The organism is Gottfriedia sp. NPDC058432 (assembly GCF_042721555.1).
Lineage (GTDB): Bacteria > Bacillota > Bacilli > Bacillales > Bacillaceae_G > Gottfriedia.
The window spans coordinates 59,087-72,869 of record NZ_JBHXLC010000004.1; the positions used below are offsets into that span (position 1 = coordinate 59,087).

Genomic DNA, 13,783 nt, shown 5'->3' on the forward strand with positions numbered 1-13,783 from the left:
AAACTGATTATGAAAGCAGCTTTAATAGGAGCAGGAAGTAGAGGATTTTATGCATATGGATCATATGCACTACAGTATCCACATGAAATTCAATTCATTGCTATAGCGGAGCCAAATAAAGAAAAAAGAGAAAAGTTTGCGGAAGCTCACAATATCCCTGAGAATATGAGATTTGAAGACTGGACTGAGCTGTTAGAAAAAGAACAGCTATGTGAGGCTCTACTAATTTGTAGCCCAGACCGTAATCATTATAAGCCCGTTATGAAGGCAATTGAAAAAGGATATAGCATTTTATTAGAAAAACCAATGTCACCAGAACCAATTGAGACACTAGAAATAGCAGAAGCAGCAGAAAGGCATAATACATTATTAACGGTTTGTCACGTTATGAGGTATGCGCCATTTTATCAAGCATTAAAAGAAATTGTTGATCGAAAAGTAATCGGTGACATCGTATCAATCCAGTGGAACGAGAATGTAGGTTATTTTCACCAAGCTCATAGTTTTGTACGTGGTAACTGGCGTAATTCTTCTGAATCTAGCTCAATGCTCTTACAAAAAAGCTGCCATGATATGGATATGCTTGCGTGGCTCATTGGTACTGAGTGCAAGAGTGTATCTTCATATGGAAGTTTAACTTACTTTAAAAAGGAAAACGCACCAGAAGGTTCAACATATCGCTGTTTGGATGGTTGTAAGGTGGAAAAGGAATGTCCTTATTCAGCGGCTAAATGGTATTTACATGACCGTGATGTTTGGCCAGCAAATGTCATTTCAGCAAGTTCTAGTCTTGATAGTAGACTAAAGGCAATTCAAGAGGGACCATATGGTCGCTGCGTATATCACTGTGACAATGATGTTGTTGACCATCAGGTAGTTAATTTATTATTTGAAAATGACGTAACAGTTGCATTTGCTATGACTGCATTTACAAATGAAACGTTCCGTAACTTTAAAATTATGGGAACAAAAGGCGAAATAGTTGGAAATGATGCTAAAAATGAAATTGAAGTTAATTATTTTTCAGGTAAGAAGGAATTAATTAAGCCCTCAACTGTAGATGGTGGCCATATGGGAGCCGATACAAGTATTATGGCTGATTTCATACAACGCGTAACTAAGAAGGACAAAGGCAGCTTAACATCAGCGATCGTGTCAGCTAAAAGTCATATGATCGCTTATGCAGCAGAGGAATCAAGAGTTTCGGGAACAATGGTTTCACTAGGTGATTATATGAAAAAATTAAAAATGACAGAAGAGAGAATTTTGTAGAAATTTCTGTTGCGACATAAGGTGGTATCTTTTTCAATATTATGTATAATAGATGTATATTTAACTGGTTATGACAAAGATACCACCTAAAGGAGCTAATCATGGTAGAAAAGGATTCTCGACTTCCGCTTTATTATCAATTAATGGATATTTTATTAGAAAAAATCGAATCAGGCGAACTTGCTGAGAACGATCAGCTACCATCTGAACGAGAATTATGCGATACGTATCAAGTTAGCCGAACAACGGTAAGGCAGACGATGCAAGAGCTTGAAAAACAAAGCTATATTTATAAAGTTCATGGCAAGGGGACATATGTTTCTCCAAGAACGTATAACCAAAGTCTTGTAAAATTTTATAGTTTTACAGAAGAAATGAAAAAGGCAGGGAAATTCCCAACGACAACGGTCGTTTCTTTTGAAAAAATCAATTGTGATAGTAAAGTAGCAAAGGTCATGGATATACCGGTAGAAGAAGAGGTATTTAAGATCGTTCGGTTAAGACTTGCAGATCAGGAACCGATGTTATACGAGACCTCCTATGTACCCGTAAAGGATTTTAAAAATCTTTCTAGTGAAGAATTGCAACATACGCCGATGTATGAAATCTTCAGAACCCAATATAATGTGAATATTTCTAGCGCTTTAGAAAGCTTTATGGCTGTTAGTGCAAATAAAGTGGAGTCAGAAATGCTAAACATAATCGAGGGTGCACCATGTCTAATGCTTAAACGTGTAACTTATGATCAAAGCAAAGTAATTGAGTATACAATTTCTATTGCAAGAGGGGATAAGTTTACTTATACAGTAGAGTTGAAATAGATACAAGAAGTATCTATTTAACCTAACTGGTAATGATGACATTAACAGTAAAACAGGAGGAAATAGTATGGAGCTATTAAAATCGAGTGAAAATGAGAGAATGAATGTCGGCGCAAGCCATACAGCAAAAGAAATAGCCCAGCAACCTAGATTGTGGAACGAAACAAAGGATATTCTTTTATTTAATAGAGATCGAATTCTTACATTTTTAAAGAGCATTGAAAATAAACACGAACAGTTACGCATTATTTTAACTGGTGCTGGTACATCTGCATTTGTTGGTGACACAGTCCTTCCTTATTTAAAACAAATCGTTAACAACAAAAAAATAGTAGTAGAGAGTATTGCTACGACAAATATTGTGTCAAATCCATACGCTTATTTAAGCAAGAAATTTCCAACAATCATGATTTCCTTTGCTCGATCAGGAAATAGTCCAGAGAGTTTGGCTGCTATTCATTTAGGGGAACAAGTTATAGATGATTTTTATGGAATTGTTTTTACATGTAATCAAGATGGATTACTGGCTCAAAAGAAGAAAAATGATCATAACCATTTGGTCATCTATATGCCAGAAGAAGCAAATGACCAAGGATTTGCAATGACGAGTAGTTTTACAACTATGCTTTTCTCGGCTCTACTACTTTTTAATATTGAACAGGTTCATACATGGGAGAAGAAAGTTGATGAACTTATACATGCTGGTCATTCAATTATTAGCGGGAGCGAGGAAAGTATTAAACAACTGGCGAATTCGTCTTTTCAAAAAGTTGTTTATTTAGGCTCAGGGGTTTTTGAAGGTTTAGCAAGAGAAGCGTCATTAAAATTATTGGAGCTAACAGGCGGGACAATTCCTTCTACTTTTGATACCTCACTAGGTTTTAGACACGGCCCTAAATCCATTTTAGATAAAGATACTGTTGTATTTGTATTTTTATCTTGTAACCCTTATACAAGGCAGTACGATCTTGACATTTTAGAAGAGATTTATAAAGAAACGAATCGAGGGAAAGTAGTGGCGATTTCATCTTTAAAAGATCAGGTAGCGGAAGAATATAGTGATCTTTTCTTTCATGTAGATCTACCGAATATTAGTGAAGATATTTTTCTAGCTTTCCCTTTTATCTTATACGCGCAAACTTTTGCTATGTATAAATCTATTAATCTCGGCTTTTCTCCAGATAACCCTTCTCCATTAGGAGTAGTTAACAGAGTTGTTAAAGGAGTTACGATTCACCCTTTTACAAATGAGATGAAGAATGGAGGAGATTTATCTTGATTACATCAAGAAGTACGGTACTTTTAGAGGCACAATCCAAAGGTTACGCAGTTCCAGCATTTAATATCCACAACCTAGAAACAATGAAAACAGTTTTAGAAACAGCCCAAGAGCTACGTTCACCGGTTATGATCGCAGCTACGCCAAGTACAGTTAGTTATATGGGGGAAGAATTTCTAATTAGTATGATGGAAGCCACAAAAAAAAGATACGATATTCCAATTTGTTTTCATTTAGATCATCATGAAAAAGTTATGGATATTAAAGCTTTAATTGATAGTGGAATTCACTCAGTCATGATTGATGCCTCTCACTATGACTTTGAAGAAAATATTCGAATCGTTCGTGAAGTAGTCGATTATGCTTCTTCATTTGGAGTTGCTGTGGAGGCGGAACTTGGCCGTCTAAGTGGAGTAGAAGATGACCTTGAAGTGGATGAAAAGGATCAAATTTATACAAACCCAGCTCAAGCTAAAGAATTCGTTTCTAGAACAGGAATTGACTCATTAGCCGTTGCTATTGGGACGGCCCACGGTTTATATAAAGGAGAACCTAAATTAGATATTGAACGATTAAGTGCAATCCAAAGAGAAGTTGATATTCCGCTAGTTCTACATGGGGCTTCGGGCTTACCAGATGAATTAGTACAAAAAACGATTAAAAGTGGAATATGTAAAGTAAATATTGCAACTGAATTAAAAATAGCTTTTGCTAATGGATTACGTGGTTACTTAAAAGAACACCCAGATGCCAATGACCCTAGATATTACTTTAAAGATGCAGTAAGAGAAATGAAAATAGTCGTTGCTGATAAAATTAAAATGTGCGGTAGTATGAATCGGGGTTAGAAATATGATTGCTACAATTACATTAAACCCTGCTATTGATATTCGGTATAGTCTTCCCGTCTTCCATTTAGATGGTGTAAATCGTGTTACAGATGTAGATAAAACAGCTGGTGGAAAAGGACTTAACGTTTCACGTGTATTATCTCAGCTAGGGGCTAAAGTCACTTGTACCGGGTTTTTAGGCGGAAAAGTCGGCGAGTGGATAGCTGATCAACTCCCAATTTACAATTTAACTAATCGTTTTGTAGGAATAAATGGAGAGACAAGATTTTGTTTAGCAATAGAATCAAAAGAAGGTCATACAGAAATTCTTGAACAAGGGCCTGAGATATTGGAGAATGAAAGAGAAGAATTTTTGAAAAATTTTGATACTATTCTAAAATCGAATAACTATATTGTAGGTTCTGGTAGCTTGCCATACGGGATCAACTCTAATTTTTATAGATACCTAATAGAAAAAACAAAACAAAAAGGGAAGTATTTTCTTTTAGATTCAAGTGGAGAATCACTAGCACATGGCATAAAGGGAAAGCCTTTTTTAATTAAGCCGAACAGAGAAGAGTTTTGCAAGTTGATTGGGTTAAACCAATTATCAATTGAGGATATGATCTTGCATGCCCGGGATATATGTCAAAAGGGTACCGAATACGTATTACTTTCTTTAGGAAAAGAAGGTGCTCTTTTAATTAGCAAAGATGTCACACTGCAGGCAATTGTTCCAACTTTGACAGATGTGCATCAAGTTGGATCAGGAGATAGCATGCTTGCAGGCTTTACCTTTGCGCATTCGAAAGGTTATTCAATTAAAGATATTTTAAAGTGGTCATGTGCCTGCGGGATAGCCAATGCTGCCTCAGAGCGGACTGGATCAGTAGAATTAACTAAAGTTCAACATTACTTTAATCTCATTAAGGTGAAGGAGTTAACAGGGGGTGATTAAGGTGGAAAATATAGTTTGTTTTGATATCGGGGGTACATTTATCAAATTTGGACTAATAAATCGTGATGGGCAAATGGTCTACAAAGATAAAGTACCAACACCTAAAAATAATATACAAAAGCTGCTTCCTGAACTTTTAGTTGAGAAAGTAAAAAAGCTTCAAAATGATTTTTTAATTGTAGGAATCGGAATCTCCTCGTGTGGTCTTGTAAATCATGAGACAGGTGAAATTTTATTTTCCAATAATATACCCGACTATTCAGGAATGAAGTTGGGCGAAATACTTTTCAATTTATTAAAATTACCCGTTAGTGTTGAAAATGATGTGAAAAGTGCTTGTTTCGGTGAAAAGTGGAAGGGTGCAATTCAAGGGAAGAAAAATGTAGTTTTTTTAACATTAGGAACAGGTATTGGAAGCACCATTATTATAGATGGGAATATTGTAAGCGGATCCCGTCATTTAGCAGGAGAACTAGGTCATACCGTCATCATTAATAACGGACGCTCTTGTGGATGCGGACGGAAAGGGTGCTTTGAAAGATATGCTGCTACTTCAGCGTTAGTAAGTGACTTTATTGATGAAAAGAACAAAATTGGTGAAGTTATAGAGAAAATCTCTGGAGAAGAAATCTTGTCTTTAGTAGAAAAAGGAGATCCAATTGCTACTGGCGTATATAAAAGGTTTATCCGTTATATAAGCATAGGTCTTTCAAATATAGTTCACCTTCTGAACCCAGAGGCAATTATTATTGGGGGAGGAATTGCTGAGCAGGGAGAACAGTTTATTCAGGACATCAACTCTGAGATTAAAAAGGAAACCATGCCGATTTATCATCAAGAAACAACCGTATTTCCTTCGATTCTTGGAAATGATGCAGGGCTGTATGGAGCATGTTACTTAACTTTAAAAAAATTAAACTACTTACACGTATAAGTATTAAACAAACAGGCAGCATCCTATTTTGGTGTTGTCTATTGTTCTTTTGAAAAAGTATACCTGCGAATAATAGAGGGGGAAGTGTTATGAAAGCAATTAAGGTAGATAAGGTTTATACACCCGATAAAGTAATTGAAGCTGGCTATATACTAATAAAAAACGGAAAAATAAATGGAGTAACAACGAATAGACCTGCCTGTGAAATATTAGATTATTCTACTTTTGCAGCCATTCCAGGCATGATTGATTTACATATTCATGGGATTGCTGGGAATGACACGATGGATGGGAGTATTCACTCATTACAAGAAATGTCTATGTCACTTGCACGTCATGGAGTTACAGGATTTTTGCCAACTACTTTGACTCATGATTTCGTAAAAATTAAAAAAGCTGTAAAAATCGTAAGTGAGGCGATGGGACAGACAGAAGGAGCGGAAATCATTGGATCATATGTAGAAGGCCCATACATTACTACTGAGCACCGTGGTGCACATCCGGTCAAGTATATTCGTGAACTAAATACTGATGAGTTGGTTGAACTCATAAAAATTTCCAATAATACGGTCAAAGTAATCACAATAGCTCCAGAAAAAGAGCATGCAGAGAAAGCTATTAAATTGTTAACAGATAAAGGAATTCACGTGTCTATGGGTCATACAAATGCAGACTACGACACAACGAATAACGCAATTGAACATGGGGCAAGAATTTCTGTTCACACTTTTAACGGCATGAGGGGATTTAATCATCGTGATCCTGGATGTCTTGGTGCCGTTCTAACAAATGATCAATGTTATTGTGAATGTATAGCAGATTTACAGCATGTCCACCCTGGAGCAATTAATCTTTTAGTCAAAGCAAAAGGGACAGAACGTATTTTTTTAATAAGTGACTCAATGGCGGCTGCTGATTTACCAGATGGATCCTATAATCTTGGTACATTAGACGTTATAGTGGAAAATAAAATTGCTCGAACAGTAGAAACAGGTTCATTAGCAGGAAGCACGACTAATTTAATGGAGTGTTTAAAAAATGTAAATGACATTTTAGAGGTGCCTTTAGAAACTATTTTACCGATGGTCAGCCTTAACCAAGCAAAATTACTTAAAATTGATCATGAAGTTGGAAGCATAGAGTGTGGGAAAAAAGCAAATATCGTCTTAATTGATTGTCAGTTTAAAGTTCAGGCTACTATTGTGAATGGAGAATTTGTATTTAGGAATATTCATAAAGAATATGGTGGGTTTTAATAAAGATGTAAATTTAGAAAATTGAAGTATGTACAGAAGAAATTAATAAATAATAAGGATGACCTTACTATAAGTGATGAAATGATCATTTTTGGGTGGGTCATTTTGATTATTGAGTTTACGAAAATTAGTAATTGAGATGAAATAATGATGATTTCAAACGTGGACTATTGCCTAAAAGATAAAAACGTGGTAGATTAATACAGTATATATAAATAAAAAACAAAGAGGTCATATTTTCCCTACTTTAATTTTACTATACAAATCCTCTTGAGTCAACCCCCATTTTTATCTTTTAAAGGAGTGCATGAAATGAACAACGAACTTCAAAAAGAACAAGTAAGAGTAAATGCTGTATTAGATCTAATCACGGACAAAATTAGTAAATTAACAGACGAAACAGCCCAACGTAGAAACGAAGTAATCAATGTTCGTAAAAATTTCTGGGATGAGGTTAAAGTCAACACAGATAGTTTTGATGACTATTTAGAGACGGTTATTAGTTTAAGACAACAATCTCAACTTTTGGCGATCGGCCAAATTAATCATAAGCAATCTTCTAACCGACTATCAGCACTTCGTCGGATGAAAGAGGTTCCTTATTTTGGTCGCATTAACTTTACAGAAGAAGGTGTGTCTGAAACAGAGCGTATTTATATTGGCGTTTCAACACTAATGGACGAAACTGGAGAGAATATTTTAGTTTATGATTGGAGGGCCCCAGTATCAAGTGTTTACTATGATTATCCACCTGGTCCTGCTGAGTATGATACACCTGGGGGAAAAGTGAATGGCGTATTAGACCAAAAATGGCAATACATTATCCGCAACGGTTTAATTGAATCAATGTTCGATACAAGTCTCACTATAGGTGATGAGATTTTACAGCATGTGCTTGGTAAAGGAACAAACAAGCATATGAGAAGCATAGTAGCCAGCATTCAAAAAGAACAAAATCAGATCATTCGTTATGACAAAGGTAGATTACTGATTGTTCAAGGGGCGGCTGGTAGTGGAAAGACATCTGCAGCTCTACAAAGGATTGCATATTTGCTCTATAAATATAGAAATTGGATAAAAGCAGATCAAATTATTTTATTTTCTCCTAACGCAATGTTTAATAACTATGTATCGAGAGTTTTACCTGAACTAGGCGAAGAAAATATGCAACAAGTTACATTCCAAGAATATTTAGTTCATAGGCTAAGTGATGCGTTCCAAGTTGAGGATAATTATGAGCAATTAGAATATGTGCTAACTGCTATCAATGATCCTTCCTATAAGACTAGGACTTCAAGCATTCAATTTAAAGCTTCAACTCGTTTCTTTGAGACAATTAAGGCATACAGACAATCACTGGAATCATCTGGAATGGTCTTTAGAGGATTTAAATTTAGAGGTAAACCAGTTGTTACAGCTAAACAAATATATGAAAGATTTTATAGCACCGATCCTTCTTTAAAATTTAACAACAGATTAGAGAAGTTGACGGAATGGTTAAACAAGCAAATCAATGAAATGGAAAAGCTAGAATTGAAAAAAACATGGGTACAAGATGAAATCGAGTTACTCAGCAAAGATGATTATCAAAAAGCATATAAGTACTTACAGAAAAAACAATTTAAAGATAATTCATTCGATGATTACGAACAAGAAACTAAGGTATTAGGTCGAATGGTTGTGCGTAAAAAACTAAAGCCACTACGTGAATGGGTTCGAGGATTGCGTTTCATTGACATAAAAGGAGTCTATAAACAGTTATTTTCTGATCCAACTCAAATTGAACAATGGATTGAAGGAGATACCCCTGAGAATTGGGAAGACATATGTCAGTTAACGTTAAATATGTTAGATGAAGGCAAATTGTTTTATGAGGACGCTACACCGTATTTACTTTTAAAAGAATTAGTGCAAGGCTTCCAATCAAATGTTTCGATTAAATTTGTACTTGTAGATGAAGCTCAAGATTATTCTCCTTTCCAATTTGAATTTTTGAAGAGATTGTTTCCTTCTGCAAAAATGACGGTACTAGGCGACTTTAATCAAGCAATCTTTGCTCATGCCAGTGAGATGGGTGATTTTAATGTACTTAAAGGCTTATATGGGCCAGATGAAACAAAAGTGATTAATCTGACACGCAGTTACAGATCAACAAAACCAATTGTAGAGTTCACACGTAGACTTATACCTGGAGGCAATCTAATTACGCCTTTTGAACGAGTTGGGGATAAGCCTGTGTTAACACAATTATCTAATCGAGAAGATTTGCACAGCCATATTGCATCTAAAATCGAAGACTTAAAGAAAAGTGAATTTAATACAATTGCGGTCATTTGCAAATCTGCCGAAGAAAGTTTAGATGCATATGAAGCATTAAAAGATGTAGAAGGAATCAAGCACGTGAAGAGAAACTCAGTTGAATATGAACAAGGTGTAGTCATTATTCCTGCATATTTGGCAAAAGGAATTGAATTCGATGCAGTGATTATTTATGATGCATCAGCTCAAGTTTATGGAGATGATCGTCTCCGAAGACTATTCTATACTGCGTGTACACGAGCAATGCATCAATTACATCTATATAGCTTAGGTGAAGCGACTCCTTTTTTATCTAATATTAACTCAGAGTTCCTACTACTAAATCAAACCATAGTACATGACTAAATTTCAGACTGCCCGTCAAACGCTTGCAATCAGTCTGAAAATCAATGTAAAAAAAACTTCCCTTAAATTAGTTAAGGGAAGTTTTTTTACATTGAACATTGTATCCTCTAGCTTGTAATTATTCGTAAAGAAAATTTTTATTTAAAGTTCATACTTAATTCATAATTAGTCGATATATTCATCTTGTAATAAGTCGTAAAGGAGGAAGTGAATTGGAATATTTAAATAAAAAAATAATTACCCCGAATAATGGAGATTTGGCAGTAGAAGCGAGTGGTTTAGTTAAAACATTTGGTGATAATCGTGCGGTTGATGGAGTGGATTTAAACGTTCGTGCGGGAAGTATTTACGGTGTACTTGGACCAAATGGTGCAGGGAAAACAACCACAATTAGAATGTTGGCTACACTACTTAGACAAGACGCAGGTACTGCAAGCATATTCGGTCATGATGTATTAAAAAAGGCTCATATTGTACGTCAATTAATTGGAGTTACTGGTCAGTATGCTTCAGTTGATGAGTCACTAAGTGCTACAGAGAATCTTATTATATTTTCAAGATTACTAGGTCTAGGTAGAGCGGAAGCGCGAAAGAAAGCAGCGGATTTATTAGAGGAATTTGGCTTAACAGAGGCAGCAAAACGTCCATTGAAAAATTTCTCAGGTGGAATGCGTCGTAGATTAGATTTGGCAGCAAGTTTAATTGCTCAGCCACCACTTATCTTCTTAGATGAACCGACAACTGGTTTAGACCCTCGTACAAGAAATCAAATGTGGGATACTATTCGTCGTTTAGTAAAAGAAGGTTCAACAGTTCTATTAACAACACAATATCTTCAAGAGGCGGATGAACTAGCAGATCGAATTGCAGTAATAGATCGTGGTCATGTAGTTGCAGAGGGTACTGTTGATGAATTGAAAGCTTCGGTTGGTAGTTCATCGTTACAATTAAAAGTTCAAGATTTAAGGGATGTTCAAAAGGCGCGTCAGACAGTAGAACATGTACTAAAAGTAAAATCCAATATCGCATTAGTAGAAGGAAAGATTACTGCCCCTATGGCGGATGCTGACCGAGTAACCGACCTTCTAATTGCCCTACGTGATGAAGGCATCCATCTAACTGAAATGAGTGTACAAAAGCCGACTCTTGATGAAGTATTCCTTACGATTACTGGTAACAGCGTTGAAAATGATGGAGCAAAGGAGTCAGATAAAACAAAAGAAATGGAGGGAGTGAGGGTATGAGCACATCAATAAAACCGGCTGCTTATCGTCAATTAAAAAATAAAACTAGCTTTAGTCAATCAGTAAAAAATTCATTTACGATGGCTTATCGTGGTCTACTAAAAATTAAGCGTACACCAGAACAATTATTTGATGTTACGTTACAACCTATTATTTTTACACTTATGTTTACTTATATCTTTGGTGGAGCAATCTCTGGGGATGTTAAGAGTTATTTACCAGTAATCATACCAGGAATCTTAGTGCAGACGGTCATTACTACTTCGATTGTTACAGGTGTACAATTGCGTGAAGACATGGATAAAGGTGTATTCGATCGATTCAAGTCGCTGCCGATTGCACGTATTGCACCACTGGCCGGAGCTTTATTGGCGGATACGATTCGTTATACAATCGCTACAGTTCTTACCTTCACAATGGGATATATAATGGGATATCGCCCTGAAGGTGGCTTGGGCTATGTAGTTTTAGCGGGGCTACTTGTAATTGTATGTTCATGGGCGATTAGTTGGATTTTTGCGTTTTTTGGAGTAATTGCACGTACAGCATCAAGTGTACAAGGGATTTCTATGCTAGCACTATTTCCATTAACATTTCTTTCAAATGCCTTTGTACCAGTTGATACAATGCCAAATTGGCTTCAATGGTTTGTAAAAATAAACCCAATTTCACATCTAATCACTGCTGTCAGAAATCTTACGAACGCAGGAACTGCAGGTTCAGATCTAATCATTTCGCTTATTGGAGCTGCTGTAATTGTAGCAATTTTTGCACCACTTACTGTAAAAGCTTATATGCGTAGAACATAATAGAAGGTGTTCCATTAGTTTTTTTTCTAATGGGGCACCTTTTCCTGCATTTTCTACTTGAAAATATTGAATAGCATGTGTAACATAATCAAGGTACAAATATATAAATAACTCATATAATCATGGGGATATGGCCCATAAGTTTCTACCGGACGACCAATATAATCGACCGACTATGAGTGAAAGCACATCTAGGGTTCCGCATTATTGTAAGTAAAATGGCTGGTCCGAGCGATGTGGGCACTATCCGTGCTACACCATTAGGGATAAAAACCCAGAAGGACAGGTTTCACTTGAGAGAAACATACTCAAGTGGAATCTGTCCTTTTTTGTTTTATAAAGAGTAATAACTGTACGCCAATCAATATAGATAAATTCAGCAATGACAAGGGAGAGAATCAGATTGTTAAGTAAACAAAAAGCATTTACATTAGGTTTTCAACACGTCATGGCTATGTATGCAGGTGCAGTTGTTGTGCCTCTTATAATAGGTGGCGCGCTTAAACTTACGCCAACTCAGATCGCTTATCTGATTGCAGCAGATTTATTTACTTGCGGTATAGCAACAATCCTGCAAAGCATGGGGACTAAACACATTGGTAGCAGATTGCCGGTCGTTTTAGGATGTACCTTTACGGCGGTAGGTCCAATTATTGCAATTGCATCCTCTTCAAATTTACCGACAGCATACGGTGCAATAATTATTTCCGGGATCTTTGTTGTATTAGCTGCTCCTTTTTATGGCAAGCTTTTAAAATTTTTCCCTACAATTGTAACAGGATCAGTTGTAACGATTATTGGACTTTCCCTAATTCCAGTGGCTATGAATAATGTAGCAGGAGGACAAGGGAGTCCAGACTTTGGTCAAGTACACAATTTATTACTTGCCCTTCTTACACTTATCGTAATTTTAGTCATTAACAGATGGGCTAAAGGATTTTTACGTACAGTTTCTGTACTTGTTGGTTTGGTTGTTGGAACAATTGCTGGCTACGCAATGGGAATCGTTCATTTTTCAAGCGTATCAGAAGCATCGTGGTTTAGTATCGCTCAACCATTCTATTTTGGAGCACCAAAAATCAGTATTACAGCTATTATCACAATGATTATCGTATGTATTGTTAGTATGGTCGAATCAACTGGAGTCTATTTCGCAGTTGGAAAAGCGACTGACCAAAAGGTTAAACAAGATCAAATCGTAAATGGATTGCGTTCAGAAGGTCTTGCAATTATGCTCGGTGGTATATTTAATGCATTTCCTTACACAGCTTTTTCACAAAATGTTGGTTTAATCTCACTTACAAAAGTTAAATCGAGGGAAGTTATTTATGCTGCTGGGAGTATTATGGTTGTTCTTGGATTATTACCTAAACTAGCAGCTTTAACGACTGTTATTCCAAATGCCGTTCTTGGAGGCGCTATGATTGTTATGTTCGGATCTGTCGCGGCTGCCGGTATATCAATTCTTTCAGAAGTCGATTTAGGTAAAGGAGAAAACCTATTAATCGCAGCTTGTAGTATAGCAGTAGGATTAGGTTCAGCCACACTTCCACAAATGTTCGACCAACTACCTGACTTTTTAAAAATGTTAATGCAAAATGGAATTGTGACAGGTTCATTAACAGCAATTATTTTAAACTTATTCTTAACAAAACGAAATGTGGCAGTAGAAGTACAAGCACAAGCTACGAAAAAAATATCATAACCTATACAAAG

Annotated in this window: 11 protein-coding genes and 1 riboswitch; all 11 genes read left to right on the plus strand. The window is 36.1% G+C overall.

From position 1 onward, the window contains the following. Nucleotides 1–6 precede the first annotated feature (6 nt). The 11 genes from ACFWM3_RS06060 (at nucleotide 7) to ACFWM3_RS06110 (ending at nucleotide 13,772) form a co-directional block, all read left to right on the plus strand. The gene (locus ACFWM3_RS06060) at nucleotides 7–1,272 is read left to right on the plus strand and encodes a Gfo/Idh/MocA family protein (protein ID WP_056467223.1); all 1,266 of its coding nucleotides are present in this window, start codon (nucleotides 7–9) and stop codon (nucleotides 1,270–1,272) included. A 101-nt stretch (nucleotides 1,273–1,373) separates the two neighbouring features. Continuing rightward, nucleotides 1,374–2,093, plus strand: coding sequence for a GntR family transcriptional regulator (locus ACFWM3_RS06065; protein ID WP_390310707.1), 720 nt, complete (start codon nucleotides 1,374–1,376; stop codon nucleotides 2,091–2,093). Between the two features lie 67 nt (nucleotides 2,094–2,160). Beyond that, nucleotides 2,161–3,372, plus strand: coding sequence for an SIS domain-containing protein (locus tag ACFWM3_RS06070; protein WP_056467225.1), 1,212 nt, complete (start codon nucleotides 2,161–2,163; stop codon nucleotides 3,370–3,372). Further along, entirely contained in the window at nucleotides 3,369–4,220 is an 852-nt protein-coding gene (gene gatY, locus ACFWM3_RS06075) for a tagatose-bisphosphate aldolase subunit GatY (RefSeq protein WP_056467228.1), read from the plus strand. Before ACFWM3_RS06070 ends, gatY begins: the two co-directional genes overlap by 4 nt. Nucleotides 4,221–4,224: 4 nt before the next feature. Then, on the plus strand, nucleotides 4,225–5,160 hold the full coding sequence (locus ACFWM3_RS06080) for a 1-phosphofructokinase family hexose kinase (RefSeq protein ID WP_390310709.1): 936 nt from the start codon (nucleotides 4,225–4,227) through the stop codon (nucleotides 5,158–5,160). A 1-nt stretch (nucleotide 5,161) separates the two neighbouring features. Continuing rightward, nucleotides 5,162–6,094 carry an ROK family protein gene (locus ACFWM3_RS06085; RefSeq protein ID WP_390310710.1) on the plus strand — a complete coding sequence of 311 codons (933 nt, stop codon included), beginning with the start codon at nucleotides 5,162–5,164 and terminating at the stop codon, nucleotides 6,092–6,094. Between the two features lie 89 nt (nucleotides 6,095–6,183). After that, nucleotides 6,184–7,350, plus strand: coding sequence for an N-acetylglucosamine-6-phosphate deacetylase (nagA, locus tag ACFWM3_RS06090; protein WP_390310712.1), 1,167 nt, complete (start codon nucleotides 6,184–6,186; stop codon nucleotides 7,348–7,350). Between the two features lie 312 nt (nucleotides 7,351–7,662). Further along, a complete protein-coding gene (gene helD, locus ACFWM3_RS06095; RefSeq protein WP_390310714.1) occupies nucleotides 7,663–10,014 on the plus strand; it encodes an RNA polymerase recycling motor HelD in 2,352 nt (783 codons plus the stop codon). A gap of 212 nt (nucleotides 10,015–10,226) precedes the next feature. Further along, nucleotides 10,227–11,258, plus strand: coding sequence for an ATP-binding cassette domain-containing protein (locus ACFWM3_RS06100; protein ID WP_390310716.1), 1,032 nt, complete (start codon nucleotides 10,227–10,229; stop codon nucleotides 11,256–11,258). Continuing rightward, on the plus strand, nucleotides 11,255–12,067 hold the full coding sequence (locus tag ACFWM3_RS06105; protein WP_056467245.1) for an ABC transporter permease: 813 nt from the start codon (nucleotides 11,255–11,257) through the stop codon (nucleotides 12,065–12,067). The genes ACFWM3_RS06100 and ACFWM3_RS06105 overlap by 4 nt, the downstream gene beginning before the upstream one ends. Nucleotides 12,068–12,159: 92 nt before the next feature. Continuing rightward, nucleotides 12,160–12,263, plus strand: a riboswitch (purine riboswitch). A 207-nt stretch (nucleotides 12,264–12,470) separates the two neighbouring features. Then, nucleotides 12,471–13,772, plus strand: a complete 1,302-nt coding sequence (locus tag ACFWM3_RS06110) for a nucleobase:cation symporter-2 family protein (protein WP_056467248.1) — start codon at nucleotides 12,471–12,473, stop codon at nucleotides 13,770–13,772. Nucleotides 13,773–13,783 lie beyond the last annotated feature (11 nt).

Bases quoted from the DNA above. Each gene is read 5' to 3' on its own strand.
- ACFWM3_RS06065 (WP_390310707.1), top strand. From the start codon at position 1,374: ATGGTAGAAAAGGATTCTCGACTTCCGCTTTATTATCAATTAATGGAT.
- ACFWM3_RS06070 (WP_056467225.1), top strand. From the start codon at position 2,161: ATGGAGCTATTAAAATCGAGTGAAAATGAGAGAATGAATGTCGGCGCA.
- ACFWM3_RS06080 (WP_390310709.1), top strand. From the start codon at position 4,225: ATGATTGCTACAATTACATTAAACCCTGCTATTGATATTCGGTATAGT.
- nagA (WP_390310712.1), top strand. From the start codon at position 6,184: ATGAAAGCAATTAAGGTAGATAAGGTTTATACACCCGATAAAGTAATT.
- helD (WP_390310714.1), top strand. From the start codon at position 7,663: ATGAACAACGAACTTCAAAAAGAACAAGTAAGAGTAAATGCTGTATTA.
- ACFWM3_RS06105 (WP_056467245.1), top strand. From the start codon at position 11,255: ATGAGCACATCAATAAAACCGGCTGCTTATCGTCAATTAAAAAATAAA.